The sequence below is a fragment of the Rubrobacter calidifluminis genome, from assembly GCF_028617075.1.
GTDB lineage: Bacteria > Actinomycetota > Rubrobacteria > Rubrobacterales > Rubrobacteraceae > Rubrobacter_E > Rubrobacter_E calidifluminis.
Window position 1 is genome coordinate 1 of record NZ_JAQKGV010000001.1, and the last position, 20,553, is coordinate 20,553.

The window sequence follows — 20,553 nt, forward strand, 5'->3', positions numbered from 1 at the left end:
GCCTGTATGCGGTGCCCGAGCTTTCGGGGGTGGCGGGAGGGCTCGCGGTGTCGGCGGTGTTTCTCGGGTTGCGTGCCAGGAGGATAGGGAGGACGAGGGTGCCCGTAAGGGAGCTCGCGCCGTACGGGTTTTTGCTCGCCTCGCTCGCCTTTGCGAACGGGGTGGGGCCGGTGCGAGATTTTCTCGGTGGGTCCTTCGTGTTCGAGGGGCCGGGGCCGTGGCTGCTGCTCTCGTCCGCCTTCGCCGCGCTCCTGCTCGGGGTGGGGAGGAGGGCGTTCACCGGTGCCCTCGGGAGGGCTGCCGGCCAGTGGCTTCCGGTGGCCGGGACGATCTTCGCCTTCATTCTCGCCGGGGAGGTCGTCGCCGAGAGCGGGGCGGCGGCGCTGCTCGCGGGGGGTGCGGCGGCGTTGCTGGGCGGGGCTTACGCGGCGGCGAGCCCGCTCGTGGGGGCGCTCGGGGGTTTCCTGACCGGTTCGAACACCGGGTCGAACGCGCTCTTCATGCCGTTTCAGATCGGGGCCGCCCACGGCACGGGCGGACGGGAGGCGCTCGTGGCCGCCCTGCAGAACGTCGCGGGGAGCCAGTCGAACATGCTCGCTCCACAGAGAGTCGTGCTCGCGGCGACGGCGACCGGGTTGCTCGGGCAGGAGGGCAAGGTCGTCCGGATGGTCGCGCCGCCGGTGGCGGTCTCTCTGCTGGTGCTCGTCGCGGTCGGGGTTTTGAGAGTGGTCTTTTGAGGGCCCCGTGTCGTACAGGGGTTATAATGCCCGGCATGAGCGAGATTCTGGCGGTAGGAATAGGGGTCGGGCTCGCGGCGGCGGCCGGGGTCAGGGCTTACATCCCGGTACTCGTCGTCGGGGTTTTCGCCCTCATCGGCACGCTCGCGTTACACCGACCCTTCGGTGTGCTGGACGGAGGGGTGGCGCTCGGTGCACTGGTCGTGCTGGCGCTGCTCGAGGTGGGGCTCGACAAGGCTGGGCGGGCGAGCCGGGTTCTCGACTACGTGCAGTTTCCGGTCCGGATGGCCGCGGGCGCGGTACTGTTCGCGGTCGCGCTCGGGGTGGGCGTGGGTCAGGCGGCCGTTCTGGAGCTCGTCGCGGGGGGTGTCATCGCGGGTATCGTCGCCGCACTGAAGATGGTGTTGCGTCCGGTCGGGGGAGGGACCGGGGTCTCCGCGGGTTTCCTCAGCCTGTGCGAGGATCTCACCGGCCTCATAGGCGGGGTCGTCTCGGTGTTCGTGCCCTACATCGCCCTCGTGCCGGTCGCCTTTCTGTTGTTCTTCTACTATCGTGTGAAGCGCCGGCGGGGGAGGAAGTACCGGGGGCTGCGCATCCTCGGGGACTAGGGGACTGCCGGACGCAACCGCTCTCTCACGCGGGGGTGTCTATGGCGGAGCAGGAGATCACCATCGTCAAGGGGGACCGCAGGGCCGTGTTCTCGCGGGGTATCCTCGCGCAGGTGCTGGCCCAGGCCGGGGCCCGGATGGAGATGGCCTACAGGATCGCGAGCGAGGTAAGGGCCGAGCTTCTCGCCGAGGAGCGCTATCTGGTCGAGGAGGAGGAAGTCCTGGCCCGGGCCCGTGCGAAGCTCCAGATCTACGACGCACTGGTCGTCAGCCGCCTGGACAAGTGGCGCATCCTGAGGGAGACGACGGAGCCGGTCATCGTGCTCATCGGGGGTGCGACCGGGGTGGGTACCAGCACCCTTGCTGCGGACGTGGCGCGCCGGCTGAACATCCAGAGCGTCATCGGGACGGATTCGATCCGTGAGATCCTGCGGCGGGCGATAAGTCCGGATCTGTTGCCCACGCTGCACAAGAGCTCGTACAACGTGGCGCGGGAGGACATACGGGTCCCGGTCGACGACGAGGAGCTCGTACTCTACGGCTACCGCTCGCAGGCCTCCCAGGTCGCCGTCGGGGTCGAGGCGCTGGTCGAGCGGGGGCTCAAGGAGGGGACCAACCTGGTCATAGAGGGGGTGCACCTCGCCCCCGAGATCGTACTGGACAGGTATCGCGATCACCCGAACGTCTGCTCGCTGGTGGTCTACCTCTCGGACCCGGAGGTCCATCGCGACCGCTTCCACATCCGCGCGCTCGGTACCTCGATGCGTCGTCCGGCGGAGGAATACATCGCCCACTTCGAGCAGATACGCAGGATACACGACTACATCCGCGAGAGCGCCCGCCGGGTCGGGACCTACGCGGTTGAAAATATCTCGATAGAGACGACTTCTGATGCGGCCGTCGCGTTCGTGGCGAACAGGATCTCGGGGATGGCCGAGAAGGCCCGCGGCAAGAAGAGCTCCCTCCTGCTCGACGCCGGGGGCCGGGCGTGAGGATACCCCCGGCGCTTGAAGGTACAATACGCGGTGGCGAGCTACAGGAGGTAGCCGGAGATGTTGGACAGAGGGCGGCTCGGGACCTTTGTGCTCGGCACCGTTGCGGGCATCCTCACGGGGGTGTTCATCGCTCCCAGGAGTGGCAGGGAGCTCAGGAACGCCCTTGCCAACCGCGCCGGTGAGGTTCGGGAACGAAGCCGCGAAGGTTATTTCGAGACCCGGGAGAGGATGAGGGAGAGGTTCGCGAGTCCCCTGCCTCACGAGACGGGGGTGAGGGGCGGAGGTGATGGTGAGAGGCGTCTGCCGGACGAGACGGAGCTCTACGAGCGGGTGCGCAGGACGCAGGAACTCATAAGGTCCCGCCTGCGGCAGGAGGGTGCAGACCGCAACGGAAGGGGGCGCTGATCTTGCGTCGGGGTATAAGGCGCGCGTATCTCGCCTTGCCAGCGATCGAGGATCTTGACCCTGAGGACGTACGCTCGGTCCCTGGCCTTGCCGGGGCGATCTCCTACTGGTCCGGGGGCAGTGACGCTGGAGACTGGCTGCGAGCGGTGTTTGAGGAATGGGGTAGGGTCGGGTTCGTCATGAGGAAGGACGGCGAGGTTCAGGGGTTCGTGCTCTACGGTCCCCGCAGCCACCTGCCGCGGGTCGGGGAGTACCGGCTGGGGCATCTGGAGGAGGGACGGGTGTTCCTCGCGTACGCCAAGGGGGATGCGAGGGTGCGGCGTCACCTCATGGTGCACATGTTCAGGGATCTCAGAGGGCGCGGTATCGGGGATATCGACGCGATCGCCAGCGACTTCGGGACCGGCTGGCACCTGCCCACGCGCTTCCTGCTCGGGTGCGGGTGGCGGCCGGTGCGACAAGGCTGGAAGGGAGGGCAGCTCTACACGCTGGTCCGTACGGACCTGGCGAACACCGTGGAGGTCAGGGAGCTCGCCCGGGATCTCCTCGGGCGGGTCAGGATGCCATCGCTGAAGCCCTCGGGCGGCATCATCCCGGGCACGCTCACGCACAGCCGCCCCGCCCGCGAGCATTTCAGCGAGGCGGAACATCCTCCCGAGGGCTGCTACATCGCGTAGCTCGAGGAGCGGGGCAGGGGGGTCTTCGGGAGCTGGACGCTGAAGGTTGAACCTTCTCCGGGCCTGCTCTTCACCGAGATGTTGCCCCCGTGCAGCTCGACGATCTTCTTGCTTATGGCTAGCCCGAGTCCCGTGCCTCCGGTGGCGCGCGAGCGGGTCTTGTCCACCCGGTAGAAGCGTTCGAAGAGCTGTGGGATGTCTTCCTGGGGGATGCCGATGCCGGTGTCGCTCACGTGCACGATCAGGAAATGCTCCTCCTCCTCGACCGAGACGTGCACTCTGTCGCCCGTCTCCGAGTACTTTATGGCGTTGTCGAGCAGGTTCAGGAAGACCTGGTAGATCTTCTGGGCGTCGCACACGCAGGGGTGCGGGGAGTCGTTTTCAATGCTGAGGGAGATGCCGAAGCGCTCGGCCTTGGTCCGCACGCTGTCCAGCGAGTTGTGCAGGATGGCGCTGAGATCGGCCTGCCCCACTTCCAGCGAGTACTGCCAGGAGTCCATCTGGCTCAGGGTGAGAAGCTCCTCGACCATCGAACGGATGCGCTTGAGCTCGCCCTGCGCGAGCTCAAGCGCCCGGTGCTCCATCGGCCCGAGCTTATCCCTGGCCCCCCCCGAGACGAGATCTACCGCGCTCTGGATCGTCGTGAGGGGGGTGCGCAGTTCGTGCGAGACGTCGGAGACGAAATCCGTCTTGGTTCTCTCCAGGAGCCTGCGCTCCGTGATGTCCCGCACGGCGAGGATTATCCCCGACGAGCCTGCCTCCTCCCGGCTCATCTGTGCCGCGTAGGACCAGTAGATCTTGTCCCCGCAGGAGATCTCGCGCACCGCCACGCCGTTGGTCGAGGCTTCGTTTATGCACTGCATGATCTCTCCGGGCAGGCCTACCTCTTTTATGTTTCTGCCCACGTCGGACTTGCGCACGCCGAGCGTCCGGGTGGCCACCCGGTTGGTCATCGTGATGCGGCCGTCCAGGTCGGTAGAGAGGACCGCTTCCGGGGTGGCCTCAAGCACGGCTTCGAGCCGGCTCTTCTGTTCCTGGAGCTCGCCTACGTAGTGTTCGAGTTCCTCGGCCATGTAGTTGAAGGCGCGGGCGACCTCGCCGAGCTCGTCCCGCCGCTCCACCGGTATCCTGGTGTAGCTGCCCGAGGCGAGCTTTATGGCAGCGTCCCGGGTGTCGGAGAGCGGGCGGGTTATCCTGCGCGTGAGCATCAGACTCGCGGCTCCCGAAAACACAATGCTCCCGGCGACGGCCCCCATTATCCCGTAACGCAGGTAGGCGAGGGCCTTGTAGAGTCCGTCCCAGGGCGCCCTGTAGGCCATGACACCGTGCACCCGTCCTGCCGGATCTTCGAGCGGCCAGAGCGCCACGTAGCGGAACCCGTTCTGGACCAGACGCTCTTCCCCCTTGAGTTTTCCCCGCTCTGCTCTGGAGACCAACCCTGGGTTCAGGCCGAGCTCGGCGTAGGCGCGCCGCGGGGGGATGGCGTTGCCGGAGCTGTTGCGGGCCGAGAGCGGCTTGCCATCGGGCCCGATGTACAGCACCAGGAGGCCTGTCGGAGCAGCGATCTTGTCGACCAGCTCATCGGCATAGGAGCCAGGAGGGGGCAGGATGAAGTTGTCGGGCGAGATGGCCCCCGGAACCCGGGGGCGTATCATTTGTATGAGCATCCCCTCAGCCTCCTGGTTGGCGGCCTGAGAGCGCTGGAGCAGGAGCCGGCTCTCCACCTCGATCAGGCGGGCCTTGGCGAAGTAGTAGAAGGAGACCCCTATGATCAGGCTCGCCGCGGCCGATATGCCGACCAGGGCTACGAAGATCCTGGTCCGGAACGACGCGGCCCAGGAGGTCACCCTCCTGAGGATCTTCCAGGGACTCACCGCCAGGACCCCCTACTCACGCCTCTCCGGGGGATGCTTGGCCGCCCGGTAACCCACGCTCGGAACTGTCTGGATTATCTCCGGCCGCGAGGGGTTGTTCTCTATCTTGGAGCGCAACCGCGAGATGTGCACGTCTATGTAGCGGCTCGCCAGGTAGTGCGAGCCGGTGGAGACGGCGTTCGAGATCTGGGTGCGGGTGAACGCCTGCCCGGGACGCCGCATGAGGAGCGCCAGTATCTTGAACTCCGTGGGCGTGAGATCAACCGGTTTGCCGTCCTTGGTCGCCGTGTACCCTTCCAGATCAAGCTCTATGCCACCGTGCCGCAGCACCCCGTCGCGTACCCTGCCTTCCTGCCGGCCGAACCGGCGCAGGATGGCCCGGATGCGCGCCAGAAGCTCCTTGGTGTCGAACGGTTTGGTTATGTAGTCGTCCGCCCCGAGCTCGAGCCCCACGACCTTGTCCACCGACTGGCTCTTGGCCGTCAGCATGATCACCGGCACGTCGCTCTGCTGCCGCAGCTTCTTCAATACCTCAAACCCGCTCATCCTCGGCAGCATGATGTCCAGGATCACCAGGTCGAGCCTCTCCCGCCCCGCTATCTTCAGCGCCTCGGAGCCGTCCTTCGCCGTCAGAACCTCATAGCCCTCCGAGGCGAGCACTATCGAGATCACCTCGAGCAGGGCCTCGTCGTCGTCAACTATCAGAACCCGCTCTTCCAACCCCAGAGCGCCTCCCGCTTCTCCGAATGCTTCGAAAGATCCTCTCCGTCCCAAAGGTAACACCAGACCACTAGATACTACCCCAACATCCCTGCTCACACAGGTGACGATACAAGTGTAAACTTGAATGTATCACGCTAAGATTTTATAATCGTCGCCGACTGAGATCGAGGATATTTCCTGATGGAGGTGCTTGGATGGGCAAGAGCATAGGCATAGACCTTGGAACGACCAACAGCTGCGTGGCGGTACTCGAGGGTGGAGATCCCGTGGTGATTCCCAACGCGGAGGGTGAACGTACGACGCCCTCGGTGGTCGCCTTCGACAAGCGGAGCGGGGAGCGGCTGGTGGGGCAGCTTGCCCGCAGGCAGGCGGTGACCAACCCGGACCGGACGATCTACTCGATAAAGCGCTTCATGGGCAGGCGTTTTTCGGAGGTGAAGGCCGAGATCGAGCGGGTCGGGTATCCGGTGGTCTCCGGCAGCGGCGGGGACGTGCGGGTCAGGATAGGTGAGAAGGAGTACTCGCCGCCCGAGATCTCGGCGATGATCCTGCAGAAGCTCAAGCGGGACGCCGAGGAGTATCTGGGCGAGGAGGTCACCGACGCGGTCATCACGGTGCCTGCGTACTTCGAGGATGCGCAGCGGCAGGCCACCAAGGATGCCGGCCGGATAGCCGGGCTCAACGTCAAGAGGATCATAAACGAGCCGACGGCCGCTGCTCTCGCCTACGGGCTGGACAAGGAGAATGACCAGACGATTTTGGTCTTCGACCTCGGTGGGGGGACGTTCGACGTCTCCATCCTGGAGCTTGGTGACGGGGTCTTCGAGGTCAAGGCCACGAGCGGTAACAACCACCTCGGCGGCGACGACTTCGACGCCAGGGTCGTCGACTGGATGGTACAGGAGTTCAAGAAGGCCGAGGGGATAGACCTCTCACAGGACAAGATGGCGACGCAGCGGCTGGTGGAGGCGGCCGAGAAGGCCAAGAAGGAGCTCTCCTCGACCACCACGACGAACATCAACCTGCCGTTCATCACGGCCGATGCCAACGGCCCCAAGCACCTCGATCTCACGCTCACCCGCGCCAAGTTCAACGACCTGACCGCCGATCTTGTGGAGGCCACCGCTGGTCCGGTTCGCCAGGCGATGGAGGACGCGGGGCTCAGCAAGGGCGACGTCGATCAGGTGATCCTGGTCGGCGGCTCGACCCGCATACCTGCGGTGCAGGAGAAGGTCAGGGAGCTTACGGGGAAGGACCCTCACAAGGGCATAAACCCCGATGAGGTCGTCGCGATAGGCGCGGCCATCCAGGCCGGAGTGCTCGCCGGTGAGGTCAAGGACGTGCTTTTGCTCGACGTCACGCCGCTCTCGTTGGGCATCGAGACCAAGGGCGGGGTGATGACCAAGCTCATTGAGCGCAACACGACCATCCCGACGCGCAAGAGCGAGGTCTTCACCACCGCAGAAGACAACCAGTCCTCCGTCGAGATCAAGGTGTACCAGGGCGAACGCGAGATCGCGGCGCACAACAAGCTCATCGGCAACTTCCAGCTCGTCGGGATACCACCGGCGCCGAGGGGGGTGCCGCAGATAGAGGTGACCTTCGACATCGACGCGAACGGCATCCTCAACGTCAGCGCCAAGGATCTCGGCACGGGCAGGGAGCAGAAGATCACGATAACCGCCTCCAGCGGGCTCTCCGACGAGGAGATCGAGCAGATGGTGCGCGACGCGGAGGCGCACGCCGAGGAGGACCGGCGCCGCCGCGAGGAGGCCGAGGTCCGCAACAACGCGGACAACCTGGTCTACTCGATCGAGCGCAACCTCAAGGAACTCGACGGCAAGATCGACCAGCAGACCAGGGACGAGATCGAGAAAGCCCTCAAGGAGGCCAAGGAGGCGCTCGCCGGGGACGACATAGAGCAGATAAAGCAGAAGCAGGAGGCCCTGCTCACCGCCTCACACAAGCTCTCGCAGGTGCTCTACCAGCAGGCCCAGGAACAGCAGCAGTCCTCAAGCGGCCAGCAGGGTGGCTCCGACGAAGACGTCGTCGAGGACGCAGAGGTCATAGACGAGGAGGACGACGAGGAGAAGCGCAACAGATAGCGTCTGTTATCGCGGGGACGGCGGGTCTGCCGTCCCCCGCGTGCGTGGGAGGAAGGTTGGCTTTGAGCAGCGAAGAGAAAAACGAGAGAGAGAACGAGGTCCGCGAAGAGCCGCCGGCGGGTGGATCCGTGGGCGAGCAGCCCGCTTCCGCCGCGGAGAAGACCCCGCAGCAGGAAGCCGAGGAGGTACCTGCGGCGGACGCCGGGAAGGAGACTCCCGTCGTGGGCGGGGAGGGGCCCGGTGTCAAGGAGGAGATCTGCCGCCTGCAGGAGGAGCTCGAGGCTACGCGGCATGAACGGGACGAGTACCTGGATACCCTGAAGCGCCTCAAGGCCGAGTTCGAGAACAGCCGCAAGCGGCAGGAGCGTGAGCGGGCGAAGATCGTCGAGCTCGCCTCCGAGCGGCTGGTGAGGGAGCTACTGCCCGTTCTTGACAACCTCGAGCGGGCGCTGGAGTCTGAGGGAGACATCCGGGAAGGTGTCCGGGCCACCCGGGACCAGCTGCTGGGGGTCCTCGAGCAGGAGGGGCTCATCCCGGTCGCCTCCGACGGGCAACACTTCGATCCCAGCGTGCACGAGGCCGTCATGAGCCAGCCCTCTGAGGAGCACGAGGAGGGTGTGATAGTCCAGACCTTCCAGCGGGGTTATCTGCTCAACGGCAAGCCGATACGTCCCGCGAAGGTGGTGGTAGCGAGGCGGACCTGAGGTAAGAGGGAGATGGAGACCAAGGACCTCTACAAGATTCTGGGCGTATCCAGGGGAGCGTCGCAGGAGGAGATAAGGCGTGCCTATCGCAGGCTGGCGCGCAGGTACCACCCCGATGCCAATCCGGACGACCCGGAGGCCGAGGAGCGCTTCAAGGAGATACAGCACGCCTACGAGGTCCTCTCCAACCCCGAGAGCCGCCGCCGCTACGATCAGGGCCCGGCCACCTTCTTCGGTGGCGAGCGGTCCGCCGGCAACGGTGGTGGGTTCGGCGGCTTCTCGAACCTTTCGGACATATTCGATACGTTCGGGGACGTCTTCGGACGCGGTGGGAGGGGCCGTCGCTCTGCTTCCCGGGGGGATGACGTGACCGTTAGCGTAAACCTGGGTTTCAGGGAGGCTCTCAGCGGCGTGACGACCCGGGTGAGCGCACCGGTGGAGGAAGAATGCTCCACCTGCGGGGGCACCGGCGCCGCCCCCGGCACCTTCCCCAGAACTTGCCCGGAATGCGGTGGGCGCGGGACCAGCAGCCAGGACCAGGGGTTCTTCGCCTTCTCCTCCACCTGCCGGCGGTGCGGGGGTAGCGGCACAGTTATAGACCGGCCCTGCCCGACCTGCCGCGGCAGCGGGCGGGTGCGGCGCGCCCGCCAGGTGACCGTGCGCATACCGTCCGGGGCGAAGGACGGGATGAAGATCAGGATCCCAGGACGCGGAGGCGCGGGCCGGAACGGCGGGCCCCGCGGCGACCTGTACGTCGTAACCCGGGTGGCCAGCCATCCGGTCTTCGAGCGCCGCGGGGACGACTTCGTCGTGGAGCTACCCGTCAGCTTTACCGAGGCGGCGCTCGGCGCCCAGGTGGAGGTACCGCGCCCAGAGGGCGGCACCCTGCGGCTGAAGATTCCGGCCGGAACCCAGGATGGAAAGCAGTTCCGGGTGCGGGGCGCGGGGGCTCCGCGACCTCGTGGCGAGGGACGCGGGGACATGATCGTGAAGATCCGTGTTGTGGTGCCGGAGAGGCTCAACCGCAGAGAACGTGAGATACTCGAAGCGTTCGCCGACGTCCATGATGAGGACGTGCGTGAGGAACTCTTCCGCAGGGTCGGGGAGGTGCGCTAGGATGGTGATGAGGGTATGGAGATCAGGAAGAAACCGGTGTTCATGATCGGGGTCGCCGCCGAGCTCATCGGCGTACACCCCCAGACCCTGCGCATGTACGAGCAGAAAGGGCTTCTGGTACCGCGCAAGAGCATAAAGAACACCCGTCTCTATTCCCAGGAGGACATAGAGCGCGGCCGCTACATACAGAAGCTGACCCAGGAGATGGGAATGAACCTCGCGGGGGTCAGAATGGTACTGGACCTCGAGCGCAAGATAGAGCGGCTGGAGAAGGAGAACGCCCGTCTCGCCAGAAAGCTTGAGAGACAGCAGCGCGAGCATTTCCTGGCCATCCAGGAGGTCCACCGCAGCTACAAACGGGAGCTCGTCCTCCTTCCCCGAGGTGAGCTGGTCCGGCGCTCGGGCTCGCCTTCATGAGCGAGCCACTTCACTGCTACCGCCACCCCAGGCGTGAAACCCGGGTGACCTGTGCTACCTGCGGCCGGCCCATCTGCACCGAGTGCATGGTCCAGACCGAAGTCGGGATCAAATGCCCCGAAGACGCCCGCTTGCCCCGCCGGGCCCGGGCGGGCGTGATGAAGCCGGGACAGCTGCTGAAGAGCCTGCTCGCTGGTCTTCTGGTCCTGCTCGCGGGACTCGTCGTCGTCGACTTCATAACCGGCATACACTTCGCCAGCCTCTTCCTCTCCTTCATCGCTGGTTCCCTCGCGGGCACCTTCGTCAACAGAGCCGGCGGCCGTAACGGTGGGACCCCAGCCATGCTCATCGCCGGAGGCGCCGTGCTCATCTCCTACCTACCCTACCTCATACCACCCATGCTCGTGGGAAACCCACCTCTCTTCCTTATCCTCTCGGCTGCCATCGCCACCATCTCCGCCGCAGCCGCCGGCAACCACTAGATCAGAGATCCCTTACACTTCCTTCCTGCACGCGAAAGGCTGTTTGCAGGGGAAATACGGATTTCTTCACACCACCTATTCTTAACCTGACCTGGAGATTTACTTATACCTGAACTTAAGGTAAAGCTGCAAAAAATACTTCTAGAAATACTGGCATGCGTGATGGAGGCGTGTTAGGTTGGGGGTCATGATGAGAGGAGAGAAGAGGCGTGTGGAGAGGCTGCTGGACGAGATCGAGGGGACCTTCCGGGAGGCGTCGGTGCTGCCGGTAGGAGGGAGGAAGGCCGTCGTGGACCGGGCTGATCTTCTGTCTCTGCTGGAAGAGCTCAGGGCGGAGCTTCCCGGGGAGGTTGACGGGGCCAGCCTGGTGGACGAGGAGTGCAGGGCCATGATCACTGCTGCCCGGGAGGAGGCCCGGCGGATTCTGGAGGAGGCCCGGCAGGAGGCCCGGGAGCGGGCTCTGGAGACTAAGCTCTACAGGGACGTATTGAGGCGGGCCGAGGACTCCGTACGGGCCGCGCGCGGGTACGCGCGCGAGGTGGCCGGCCAGGCGGACGCCTACCGGGATCGCGTCATGGGGCAGCTGGAGGAGTGGTTCGCTGATTCCGTGGATGCCGCGTCCGGGGCCAGGAGGGAGCTGCAGATGCCCGTGCTGCAGAGGTCTTCCCGGCGTTTCGGAATGGAGAGCTGGCGGAGGGCGAACTCGGCGTAGGCGGGGATCAGCCGGTCGGGTGCCTATCTTCGTCCGGGGAGCGAAGGATCTCCTCCAGGGCCTGCAGTCTGAGGCGCATCTCGTCGAGGGAGGAGACGAGATGGTTGGTTGTCTTCCCGCCCCGTGAAGGATCCTGCATCGAGATGCGGACCACCTGCGCTCTCAGCGCGAAGAGGCGCTCGGATATCCCGGAGATCTCGGTGTCTGCGCGCCTGATCTTTTGCTCGATGTCCCTGAGTTCTGTTTCGGAGGTTCGGCCTTCCAGTTCGCGCAGTGTCTGGGCGGCCCGTTCCCTGGCCAGTGCGACCCCGACCAGGTGGTCTGCGACCTCGTCGAGCCTCGGGGCGGCGTCCCCGAGCAATTCCCTGGTTGTCTCGTCCGATTCTCTTATCGCGGTCATCACCTTCCGGCGGGCACCGAGCGCCTCCTCCACCCTGCGCCGGGTCTCGCCGCGCGGGAGCCAGCTGGCTCTGCGCTCCGGAGTGATCTCCCGACTCCCGGGCGTGGAGGTTCGACCGAGAGCCCGATCGCGGAAGAGAGGGTCCCGGTAGGCCAGGAACACGAGCAGTAGGTAGACCGCGATGGTGAGGGGCAGCATCCACCAGGTGAGGGTGGTGACGAAGATGCCGAGGCCGGTTACGAGCACCACCAGGTTCCAGGCGCGCAGGGCCGCTGCCCTGACTACCCTGCGCTTCTCTCGCGACGAGAATCCCGGTGTGTGTTCAACCTCCTCCGGCATCCTGGCGCTCCAGCAGCCTGACGTGCACCCGTTCACCGGAGCTCAGGGAGAGCGCCTGCGCTGCATTGCCCCTGTTTATGCAGAGGCTGAGGCGCCAGTGTGAGTCCGGGACCAGGACGAGCTCCCCCGGTTTCGCTGCCCCGAAGGTGTTCACGTAGCGCACCTTCATCTCTCCGTCTCCGACGTCCACGCCCAGCAGCGACCCGTAGCCGAAGTCTGCTTCCTCCTGCAACACGGAGAGCCTGGCGTTGCCGAAGCGGTCTATGGAGATGATCCTGGCCTCGAAACCGTCCTTTATGTCCTGGGCCCCGGTCTCCGGAAGCTCCAGGTCCACCAGCTCTGCCGGGGGGATGGAATCCCCAAGCTCGGTGAGACTGATGCCGGAGGCCAGATGGGCGGCCGCGGGAGAAAATATGTCCCTGCCGTGGAAGGTGTTGGAGAGCGGGTGCAGCCTGTAACGGGGGTTGTTGAGCACCACGCACTCCCTGACGCCGCCGAGAAAGCGCGCCGCCGGCAGCAGAAGCCCGTTGTCTGGTCCGACCATGAGTGCGCCGCTACCGGTGGAGAGTGCTATGCCGCGGCGCTCGGTACCCACCCCCGGGTCGATGACGGCCAGATACACCGTATCCGGCGGCATGTAGCGCGTCGCATGCTGCAGAATCTCCGCGCCAGCTTCGATCTCGAAACCGGGTACGTCGTGGGTGAGGTCTATGATGTGGGCCTCGGGGGCGATCGAGGCGATCACACCCTTGCACGAGCCGACGAAGTCGTCTGCTAGCCCGAAGTCCGAGAGGAAGCAGATCGGCCGCATGTAAAGAGTATAAACCGCGGTGCGGGATTCATCCCGCCACTGGTCCCTGGCTCCTGCCCCGCAAGCGCTGCAGGTGGTAGTAGGCATCGAGTGCCGTGTGGGTCAGCCGGGCGCGCAGCGGGTGCAGGGCTCTCTCGTGCGCGCCGACGTAGTGTTTCTCCTCACCCCCGAACTTCTTCTTGAACCTGTAGACCCCGAGCAGGGGGTCGCCCTCGGTCGGGCGGCACGGTCCCCACATGTCGTAGCGGCGAGCGCCGTGCCGGCGAGCGACCGTGAGCGCCTCGAACTGCACGAGGTAGGAGGCGTAGAGCCTCTCCGAAGAGGCGGAGGCGCCGTATAGGTAGTACGCTTCCTCACCGAAGCAGAGGATGATGGCGCCGCAGAGTAGCCTACCCTGGTGGCTGGCGCAGACGAGGGTCGCCGGAAGTTTCTGCATGAAGAGACGGTAGTATTCCCGGGGCCTTATGGCGAATCCCTGTCTCTCAGAGGTCTCCTCCAGAAGGTCGAGAAACCCTTCGAGTTCTCCCGAGGCTCCTCGATGGTTGCTGACCTCGACACCCTCCTTGCGGGCGCGCCTTACCGAGTAGCGGGCGTCCTTGGGCAGGGCCGAGAGCTGGGCATCCTCGTCGGGGAGAACGTCGAGGATGAAAGTGCACCTGGGCTGTACGGAGCTCGCGCTCTTCTCGAATCCTCTGGCCTCAAAGCCCTGCCCCTCTTCCACCCTCGGTTCGACGACGAGGAGCGAGGCATCGGTCTGGCCGAGCAGGTAACCTGCAAGTTCCTCGGCGGCTTGTCCCGCCAAATCCGCAGAGGAGCATACGGGACCGTGTGGGACGTAGGCGAACGAACCTAGCCCGAAAGCCATCCGCCGCAGCAGCACCTGCGCCGCGAAACCCCCATCTTCGTCCAGAAGCCTGAGCGGATCCCATCCTCCGGTGCGCCTGAACTCGCCCCATTCCCAGGACTGGAGTGCACCGCCGCCCAGGTTCTCCACCGCCGCGTTCCAGCGCTCTCGTTGCTCGATCTCTTCGAGGATCTCGGCGTACCTCCTTTCTTCTCTCGTCTGCCCGCATGGGCGATTATCCCGGAGGAGATGGATGTTATCAATGAGCGGTGCCCTGATGTAGGGCGCGCGCCATCAGCTGGAAATCCTGCGGCCGGCTTGATGCCTTCAGCGCTTCCTGGTAGTCGATCTGACCACTTCCCAGCAGCCCGAGCAGGGCCTGGTCGAAGGTCTGCATCCCATAGTAATCGCCCTCCGCGATCGCCTGCGGGATCTGACCGGTCTTGCTCTCGTCCAGAATGAAGTCCCTTATCCTCCCGGTGCCGATCATTATCTCACAGGCCGCGATCCTCCCGGAGCCGTCCGACCTCCTTATGAGCCGCTGTCCGACGATCCCGCGCAGGGTTCCGGCGAGCATCGCCCTTACCTGTCCCCTTTCGTAGGGAGGAAAGAGGTCTATGAGCCGGTTGACCGTCTCCGCCGCGTCGACCGTGTGCAGCGTCGAGAGAACCAGATGCCCGGTCTCCGCCGCCGAGAGTGCTATCTGGGCGGTCTCGGTGTCCCTTATCTCCCCGATCAGTATGATATCCGGGTCCTGTCGCAGCACCCGTCTGAGTGCCCGGGAGAAGGACGCGGTGTCCGAACCGACCTCCCGCTGGTTTATGATGCTCCTGTGGTCCCGGTGGAGGTATTCGATCGGGTCTTCTATGGTTACGATGTGCTTGGCCGTGGTGCGGTTGACGAGGTCGATCATCGCGGCCAGCGTTGTGGACTTGCCACTCCCCGTGGTGCCTGTCACCAGCACGATGCCACGCTCCTCGAGCGCCAGGCGCCTTACGGCTCTGGGTAGCCCCAGATCTTCCAGCCTCGGAACCTCAAATGGTACGAAGCGCATGACCACTGAGACCGAGCCCCTCTGCCTGAACGCGTTGACCCTGAACCTGCCCTTGCCCGCCAGAGCCAGCGAGAAATCCACCTCCCCCTCCCGCTCGAACTCCGGACGCAGCTTCTCCGGCAGGATTCCGTCCAGTATCCTCTCAGTGTCCAGAGGACTGAGCTTCATCTCACCCACGCGCTCGAGGTGCCCGTCCACCCGCCGCACCGGTGGCGACCCGACCTTCAGGTGCAGGTCGCTCGCTCCCCGCGTCACCACTCCCTCTACGAGATCCTCGAACCAGGATGTTCCCTCGATCTTGTCTCCTCTCTCTCCGCGGACTCTACCACCTGCTCTTCTCGGCGCTGGAACCCGGATCCTTTAACCCCACGACTGATGAGCCATGAATCTTTATGAAAGATTTATGTGGGAGCCGTGGCGTGAGATTTTCTCTTGGGTTGAAGATAACGGAGTCGGAGGGAGGGTGTCCCCAACATGTAGGGATCTGGAGGAGGGGCAGGAGGAGTACGATGCTTGCATGTCGGAACGTAAGGTGTTAAGTTGCGCAAAGCATGCCTCCGATCGGTCCGGTCGGAGCGTGCGCTGGTCTCCACCGATTGGGAGGGGTAAGGTGGAGTCCGGAAGCGGCCTGATAGCGGGCCGCGCGCCCGGGGTCTCTGCCGTCTTGTCTACTGTTGCGGCGGGGTTTCTCCGGGCACTTTTCGTCTGGTTCGCAGGTGAGATTCTTGGGGTGTGGCGCGGGGATGGCTGCGCAGGAGTGCCGGGGCTCCAATTGCGTAGGAAGTAAGCCACTGCAGGTCGTCCTCGGTGAAGGGTTCTGTGGAGCGCCTGGATGCGTAGAGAGCGCCCAGCACCTCTCCCCCCTCCACGACGGGCACCGCCAGGGTGTTGGCCCAGCGGGTGTTCGTGCGCGGCTGCGGACGGGTCGGGCCGGTCAGTGCGAGGATAGGGTGTCTCCTGCGGATGGCGAGCTCGATCGTCTCGAGGTCCTCTTCCTGCGGCTCCGGGGTGTGCTCTCCCAGCGGTCTCCTCTCCGGGAAGACGATCAGGCCGGCACGCTCGGCTCGGAGCTCGCGTTTTATCTCCGCGGTAGCCTGCTCCGGTGGAGCCTCCGGGTCGAGTGTCCGCGGGGAAGGAGGCCTGAATATCAACCTCGAGCTCAGGATGAAGTTTACTGCTGTCGCCGCCGCTATCCCGAAGAAGTTGAAGATGACGTAGTAGGGGAAGGCGTCGCTGACGTACTTTATCAGCGGATAGTAGACGGCGAAGTTGGCACCTATACCGATTATCGCGACCGGGTAGGCCAGGGCGCCGCGCAGCAGGAAGTGGATGCGGCTCGAGTGCCGCACGTCGCGCCAGGTGAACGCGTTGTTGAGCAGGAAGTTGCTCAGGATGCTCACACCTACGCCGAACATCCACGCGATCACCTTATCCGCGTGCAGGATCTCTGCGAGCACGATCAGGGTGACCATGTTGACCAGCACGCCCGAGGCACCCACGAGGGCGAACTTCCAGAAGCGTCCGGCTGAGGGCACGTACCAGAACAGGCTCGCGATGTGGGCCAGATAGTCGAACCCCTGGCGAACGGTGGCCTTGGAGACGCCGGCGTTGCGCGCCTGGAACCGGAAGGGGAGCTCCACCACCTTCAGGTCGGGAGCGCACACCAGGATCTCCAGGAGTATCTTGAAACCCTTGGGCCTGAACTGAATGCCGGAGATCGCCTCGTTCCTAAGCAGGAAAAAGCCGGTCATCGGGTCGGTGGTCTTGCGGGCCTCCTTGAAGATCATCCGGGCCAGGAACCTGCTGCCCCAGGAGACCCCCCGTCTCACCGGGCCGGAGAGGCCGGCGTAGTCGCCGCCGGGGGCGTAGCGGCTGGCAACCACCACGTCCGCCCCCGAGGTGCGCGCCACCTCCAGCATCTCCCGGACTTTCTCCGGCGGGTGTTGCAGATCCGCGTCCATGACGCAGGTGTAGACGCTCTCTTCCGCCGCCTCCATCCCGGTTGTAACGGCGGTCGAGAGGCCGCCCTCCCGCTCGTGTTCCTCGCGTCGGATGAGGCGTATCCTGGGGTCATGCCGGGACATCTCGAGGATGATCCCGGGGGTCTCGTCGCTCGAGTCGTCGACGAAGAGCAGCCTGTAGTCTATCCCGGAGAGGTTCTCGTCAAGCCTGCGCGCCAGCTTCCGCACGTTCTCGGCCTCGTCCCTGGTCGGCACCACGAGCGTGAGGAGCGGCTTCCCGTGCGCCACGGTTTCCGGGGGACGTTGTTCAGGGGATCTCATAGCGGCCAATAGGCTAGCATATATATTCTGAGAGGCTTCTGAGAGAGGGTTTGGAACTGGAGGTTCGCCGGTTGACCGAAGACGAACGTATCAGGGCTCACGTACGCGTTTCGGGAAGGGTGCAGGGGGTCTTCTTCCGCGATTCGGCGCGCAGCAAGGCTCGCTCGCTCGGGGTCGGCGGCTGGGTGCGAAACCTCCCCGACGGCAGGGTCGAGGCCGTCTTCGAGGGGGCCCGTGATGCGGTCGAAGAGATGGTCCGCTGGTGCGGCGAGGGACCGCCCCACGCCCGGGTGGAGAACGTCGAGGTCAGCTACGAGGAGCCCCGGGGAGAGCGGGGCTTCGAGGTGCTTTGAACCCCATCCCAAAGGACATAGCGCGCAGGCTCTCGGAGCACTCCATAGAGGTACTCGGGAGCCGGGAGCTTCCCCACGGCACCCAGTACCACCTGCGTCGGGACGGATACACCGCGAACCTCAACGTCTTCAGAACCGGCAGGATCTCGGTCGACGGCAAGCCCTCTCCCCTCAGGGAACAGCTCGAGGGCTGGTGGAGGGCACGTTCCGGAAGTTCACCCCGCCCGGCCGCCGGGATGCCCGAAGAGGATGCCACGCCCCGGCTCGGCATCGACGAGGCGGGCAAGGGCGACTACTTCGGGCCGCTGGTCTGCGCGGGGGTGCGGGTCGCGGGAGAAGGGGCAGCGCGTTCGCTCGCCGGGCTCGGCGTGCGAGACTCCAAGGCGCTCGGCCCGCGCAGGGTCAGGGAGCTCGCGAAGGAGATCGTCGGGCGCCTCGGGCCGAGGGAGGTGTGCGTCGTCGCGCTCTCCCCCCGGGAGTACGAACGCCTGAGGAGCCGCTGCGGCAGCGTGAACCGCCTGCTCGTCGAGCTCGACGGGAGGATAATCCGCGAGCTCGGGGTGGGTGTGGAACTCGTCGTCGTGGACGAGTTCTCGAGGACCCTCAGGGAGGAGCTCGCCTCCTGCATCCCCGGCGGGGTTAGGCTCGAGGTCCGCCCTCGAGCCGAGGACGATGCGGCCGTGGCCGCGGCCTCCGTGCTGGCCCGGGCCAGGCAGCTCGAGGAGCTCGACGCGCTTTCCGAGATGGTCGGCTTCACGCTGCCGCGGGGGGCCTATCAGGTCGTCCCGGCGGCGCGCCGGATCGTCCGGGAGCTGGGGGAGGAGGCGCTCGCCGAGGTGGCGAAGGTCAGCTTCGCCACCACGACGCAGGTGATGGAAGGATCGAAGGAAGAGGGTGAGATGGCGTGATAGACCTGCGCAGCGACACGGTGACCCGGCCCACCCCGCAGATGCGCCGCGCGATGTTCGAGGCCGAGGTGGGGGATGACGTCTACGGCGAGGACCCGACGGTCAGGCGCCTTGAGGAGTACGTCGCCGGCCTGCTCGGCAAGGAGGCCGCCGTCTACGCCCCCTCGGGGACGATGACGAACCAGATCGGGGTGTACGTCAACACCTCCCGCGGGGACGAGGTGCTGGTGCACCAGGACGCCCACGTCTTCAACTACGAGGCGGGGGCTCCGGCGCTCGTCTCCAGCGTGCAGGTGCGCCAGCTTCCGGGGGAGGGTGGTGTGATCTCGCCGGAGACACTCCGCGCCGCCGCCCGCCCGGAGAACGTCCACTTTCCCAGGCAGAGCCTCCTCTGTCTCGAGAACACCCACAACGCCTCCGGCGGCAGGATCTACCCTCTCGACGCCTTCGCTGCGGTCTGCGAGGAGGCCCGCGACCTCGGCCTGCGCGTACACCTCGACGGAGCCCGGCTCTTCAACGCCCAGGCGGCGACCGGCATCCCGGCCCGGGAGTGGGCGGCGCTCTGCGACACCGTTTCGGTGTGCTCCTCGAAGGGGCTCGGCGCACCGGTCGGTTCGCTGCTCGCCGGGGACTCCGGGACCATCGCGGAGGCCCGCCGGGCACGCAAGGCCCTCGGTGGCGGGATGCGGCAGGCCGGGGTGATCGCCGCCGCCTCGCTCTACGCCTTCGAGCACAACATAGACCGCCTCGCCGAGGACCACGAACGCGCCGCCCGGCTCGCCCGGGGACTCTCCTCGGCCGGCTACAGGGTCGTGCCCCCGGAGACGAACATCGTCCTCGTCGAGGTGGGGGATGTCCCCCGCTTCCTCGAGGCGCTCGCGGCCAGGGGGGTGCTCGCCACACCCCGCGACTCCTCGACCGTGCGCATGTGTACCCACCTCGACGTCTCCGACGAGGACGTCGAGCGCGCCGTGGAGGCGGCCGCCGGGATCGCGAGGTTCGGGGTTGCCGGATAGCGGGTTCCGGGCCGTCGAGTGCGGCCCGGGGGAGCTCGGGGAGGTTCTCTCCTTTTTGAGAACATCCCTGTACGGTATGCCACCCCCTCCCGCAGGATTCGTGGACCTGGTGCGCCGGGAGGTGCGGGCGCGCAGCGCCTCGGTCGTCGCGCTCTACGATCGAGTTGGGATCGCCGGGGCGGCCACGGTCCGCTATCGACCCAGCCTCTCGGGGGCCGCGCTCTTCGCCAGCGTGGAGGATCTGTGCGTGAGGCCCGACGTGAGGGACCGGGGGTTGGGCCGCGCCCTCCTTTCGGAAGTCGAGCGCCTGTGCGTCGCCAGGGGAATCTCCTACGTGGAGGTGCAGACGGAAGAGGTCGGGTTCTACCGCTCCTGCGGGTTCGAGGTCGAGCAGGGGGTTCTGGTGCTCTCGCGCGGGCTGCCCGCGCTCTCTCAGAACTCCAGCACCTCGTAGATGGAGACCTCGCGGAAGCCCAGGTTCTCGTAGAACTTGCGCCCGCGGCGGTTCGCCGCAGCCACCTGCAGCGACATGCCGGTGGCGCCCTTCTGCTCCGCCCAGGCGCGGGCCCGTTCGAAGAGCGCCCGGCCGACGCCCAGGCTCCTGTACTCGGGGAGGACGAAGATGTCGTCCACCGCGACCCACGTCCTGGGGCTGAACGCCGGGGACCCTTCCCTGATCTCCCCGGAGATGAAGCCTATGACCCTCTCTTCCGGCTCGGTGACGGCAACGATCAGGAAGGCATTTCGGCTCGCGACCAGGTCGAGCAGGAAACGGCGCATGGTCTTCTCCGATTGAGAGGACGTGGAGTAGACGCTGTCGTAGGCGGTATGCTCCTCCGCGCTCTGCATCCAGAGCCTCGCCGCTTCGATCGCGTCCTCCCTCCTGCCCGGGCGGATCGTGTACCGCAACTTCTCTCTGTCCACGTCCCCAATCGTAGCGCAGCGACCCCGTTTTGGCCGCCTCGTTGTCCGCTCCGCCGAGATGCAGTAG

Annotated in this window: 23 protein-coding genes; 15 read left to right on the forward strand and 8 right to left on the reverse strand. The window is 65.7% G+C overall.

Annotation, left to right across the window (positions count from 1 at the left end):
* The 5 genes from PJB24_RS00005 to PJB24_RS00025 all read left to right on the forward strand — a co-directional run.
* The coding region (locus PJB24_RS00005) for an L-lactate permease (protein WP_273841344.1) at positions 1–737 on the forward strand (737 nt) is incomplete at its 5' end.
* Positions 738–772: 35 nt separating this feature from the next.
* Positions 773–1,345, forward strand: a complete 573-nt coding sequence (locus PJB24_RS00010) for a DUF4126 domain-containing protein (protein WP_273841346.1) — start codon at positions 773–775, stop codon at positions 1,343–1,345.
* 41 nt (positions 1,346–1,386) lie between these two features.
* A complete protein-coding gene (locus tag PJB24_RS00015; protein WP_273841348.1) occupies positions 1,387–2,337 on the forward strand; it encodes a 2-phosphoglycerate kinase in 951 nt (316 codons plus the stop codon).
* Between the two features lie 60 nt (positions 2,338–2,397).
* Complete coding sequence (locus PJB24_RS00020; protein ID WP_273841351.1) at positions 2,398–2,745, forward strand: YtxH domain-containing protein; 348 nt, start codon at positions 2,398–2,400, stop codon at positions 2,743–2,745.
* 35 nt (positions 2,746–2,780) lie between these two features.
* A complete protein-coding gene (locus PJB24_RS00025) occupies positions 2,781–3,422 on the forward strand; it encodes a hypothetical protein (RefSeq protein WP_273841352.1) in 642 nt (213 codons plus the stop codon).
* On the opposite strand, the gene PJB24_RS00030 is transcribed toward PJB24_RS00025, so the two are convergent.
* A complete protein-coding gene (locus PJB24_RS00030; protein WP_273841353.1) occupies positions 3,410–5,296 on the reverse strand; it encodes an ATP-binding protein in 1,887 nt (628 codons plus the stop codon). The genes PJB24_RS00025 and PJB24_RS00030 overlap by 13 nt on opposite strands.
* A gap of 12 nt (positions 5,297–5,308) precedes the next feature.
* Positions 5,309–6,016, reverse strand: coding sequence for a response regulator transcription factor (locus tag PJB24_RS00035; protein ID WP_273841355.1), 708 nt, complete (start codon positions 6,014–6,016; stop codon positions 5,309–5,311).
* Between the two features lie 197 nt (positions 6,017–6,213).
* On the opposite strand from PJB24_RS00035, the gene dnaK reads away from it, so the two are divergent.
* The 6 genes from dnaK (at position 6,214) to PJB24_RS00065 (ending at position 11,555) form a co-directional block, all read left to right on the forward strand.
* Complete coding sequence (dnaK, locus tag PJB24_RS00040; protein ID WP_273841358.1) at positions 6,214–8,124, forward strand: molecular chaperone DnaK; 1,911 nt, start codon at positions 6,214–6,216, stop codon at positions 8,122–8,124.
* Between the two features lie 62 nt (positions 8,125–8,186).
* On the forward strand, positions 8,187–8,828 hold the full coding sequence (locus PJB24_RS00045; protein ID WP_273841361.1) for a nucleotide exchange factor GrpE: 642 nt from the start codon (positions 8,187–8,189) through the stop codon (positions 8,826–8,828).
* Between the two features lie 12 nt (positions 8,829–8,840).
* Positions 8,841–9,944 carry a molecular chaperone DnaJ gene (dnaJ, locus tag PJB24_RS00050; RefSeq protein WP_273841364.1) on the forward strand — a complete coding sequence of 368 codons (1,104 nt, stop codon included), beginning with the start codon at positions 8,841–8,843 and terminating at the stop codon, positions 9,942–9,944.
* Between the two features lie 15 nt (positions 9,945–9,959).
* A complete protein-coding gene (locus PJB24_RS00055) occupies positions 9,960–10,361 on the forward strand; it encodes a heat shock protein transcriptional repressor HspR (protein ID WP_273841366.1) in 402 nt (133 codons plus the stop codon).
* Positions 10,358–10,843 carry a B-box zinc finger protein gene (locus PJB24_RS00060; protein WP_273841368.1) on the forward strand — a complete coding sequence of 162 codons (486 nt, stop codon included), beginning with the start codon at positions 10,358–10,360 and terminating at the stop codon, positions 10,841–10,843. Before PJB24_RS00055 ends, PJB24_RS00060 begins: the two co-directional genes overlap by 4 nt.
* Before the next feature lie 211 nt (positions 10,844–11,054).
* Positions 11,055–11,555 (forward strand): hypothetical protein, encoded by a 501-nt coding sequence (locus PJB24_RS00065; RefSeq protein ID WP_273841369.1) that lies wholly within the window; start codon positions 11,055–11,057, stop codon positions 11,553–11,555.
* Between the two features lie 7 nt (positions 11,556–11,562).
* Here the strand turns inward: PJB24_RS00065 and PJB24_RS00070 are convergent, their stop codons facing one another.
* The 5 genes from PJB24_RS00070 to PJB24_RS00090 all read right to left on the reverse strand — a co-directional run bounded on the left by PJB24_RS00070 (position 11,563) and on the right by PJB24_RS00090 (position 17,252).
* Complete coding sequence (locus tag PJB24_RS00070) at positions 11,563–12,294, reverse strand: hypothetical protein (RefSeq protein ID WP_273841370.1); 732 nt, start codon at positions 12,292–12,294, stop codon at positions 11,563–11,565.
* Positions 12,278–13,105, reverse strand: coding sequence for an SAM hydrolase/SAM-dependent halogenase family protein (locus PJB24_RS00075; protein WP_273841371.1), 828 nt, complete (start codon positions 13,103–13,105; stop codon positions 12,278–12,280). The genes PJB24_RS00070 and PJB24_RS00075 overlap by 17 nt, the downstream gene beginning before the upstream one ends.
* 28 nt (positions 13,106–13,133) lie before the next feature.
* Positions 13,134–14,099: a lipid II:glycine glycyltransferase FemX gene (locus PJB24_RS00080; protein WP_273841372.1), complete on the reverse strand. Its 966-nt coding sequence runs from the start codon at positions 14,097–14,099 to the stop codon at positions 13,134–13,136.
* A 109-nt stretch (positions 14,100–14,208) separates the two neighbouring features.
* Positions 14,209–15,300 carry a type IV pilus twitching motility protein PilT gene (locus PJB24_RS00085; RefSeq protein WP_273842026.1) on the reverse strand — a complete coding sequence of 364 codons (1,092 nt, stop codon included), beginning with the start codon at positions 15,298–15,300 and terminating at the stop codon, positions 14,209–14,211.
* 371 nt (positions 15,301–15,671) lie between these two features.
* Complete coding sequence (locus PJB24_RS00090; RefSeq protein WP_273841374.1) at positions 15,672–17,252, reverse strand: glycosyltransferase; 1,581 nt, start codon at positions 17,250–17,252, stop codon at positions 15,672–15,674.
* Positions 17,253–17,356: 104 nt separating this feature from the next.
* Here PJB24_RS00090 and PJB24_RS00095 point away from each other — a divergent pair, with 104 nt between their 5' ends.
* The 4 genes from PJB24_RS00095 to PJB24_RS00110 are packed head-to-tail and all read left to right on the forward strand — an operon-like array spanning position 17,357 to position 20,016.
* The gene (locus PJB24_RS00095; RefSeq protein ID WP_273841376.1) at positions 17,357–17,638 is read left to right on the forward strand and encodes an acylphosphatase; all 282 of its coding nucleotides are present in this window, start codon (positions 17,357–17,359) and stop codon (positions 17,636–17,638) included.
* A complete protein-coding gene (locus PJB24_RS00100) occupies positions 17,635–18,546 on the forward strand; it encodes a ribonuclease H family protein (RefSeq protein ID WP_273841377.1) in 912 nt (303 codons plus the stop codon). Before PJB24_RS00095 ends, PJB24_RS00100 begins: the two co-directional genes overlap by 4 nt.
* Positions 18,543–19,562, forward strand: a complete 1,020-nt coding sequence (ltaE, locus tag PJB24_RS00105; RefSeq protein ID WP_273841379.1) for a low-specificity L-threonine aldolase — start codon at positions 18,543–18,545, stop codon at positions 19,560–19,562. The genes PJB24_RS00100 and ltaE overlap by 4 nt, the downstream gene beginning before the upstream one ends.
* Positions 19,552–20,016: a GNAT family N-acetyltransferase gene (locus PJB24_RS00110; protein WP_273841381.1), complete on the forward strand. Its 465-nt coding sequence runs from the start codon at positions 19,552–19,554 to the stop codon at positions 20,014–20,016. The genes ltaE and PJB24_RS00110 overlap by 11 nt, the downstream gene beginning before the upstream one ends.
* Here the strand turns inward: PJB24_RS00110 and PJB24_RS00115 are convergent.
* Positions 19,995–20,471 (reverse strand): GNAT family N-acetyltransferase, encoded by a 477-nt coding sequence (locus PJB24_RS00115; protein WP_273841383.1) that lies wholly within the window; start codon positions 20,469–20,471, stop codon positions 19,995–19,997. The genes PJB24_RS00110 and PJB24_RS00115 overlap by 22 nt on opposite strands.
* Positions 20,472–20,553: the final 82 nt, after the last annotated feature.

What these genes read in the sequence shown, in the direction of transcription:
- PJB24_RS00010 (WP_273841346.1), top strand. Translation starts at nt 773, where the DNA reads ATGAGCGAGATTCTGGCGGTAGGAATAGGGGTCGGGCTCGCGGCGGCG.
- PJB24_RS00060 (WP_273841368.1), top strand. Translation starts at nt 10,358, where the DNA reads ATGAGCGAGCCACTTCACTGCTACCGCCACCCCAGGCGTGAAACCCGG.
- PJB24_RS00070 (WP_273841370.1), bottom strand. Translation starts at nt 12,294, where the DNA reads ATGCCGGAGGAGGTTGAACACACACCGGGATTCTCGTCGCGAGAGAAG.
- dnaK (WP_273841358.1), top strand. Translation starts at nt 6,214, where the DNA reads ATGGGCAAGAGCATAGGCATAGACCTTGGAACGACCAACAGCTGCGTG.
- PJB24_RS00015 (WP_273841348.1), top strand. Translation starts at nt 1,387, where the DNA reads ATGGCGGAGCAGGAGATCACCATCGTCAAGGGGGACCGCAGGGCCGTG.
- PJB24_RS00075 (WP_273841371.1), bottom strand. Translation starts at nt 13,105, where the DNA reads ATGCGGCCGATCTGCTTCCTCTCGGACTTCGGGCTAGCAGACGACTTC.
- PJB24_RS00055 (WP_273841366.1), top strand. Translation starts at nt 9,960, where the DNA reads ATGGAGATCAGGAAGAAACCGGTGTTCATGATCGGGGTCGCCGCCGAG.
- dnaJ (WP_273841364.1), top strand. Translation starts at nt 8,841, where the DNA reads ATGGAGACCAAGGACCTCTACAAGATTCTGGGCGTATCCAGGGGAGCG.
- PJB24_RS00020 (WP_273841351.1), top strand. Translation starts at nt 2,398, where the DNA reads ATGTTGGACAGAGGGCGGCTCGGGACCTTTGTGCTCGGCACCGTTGCG.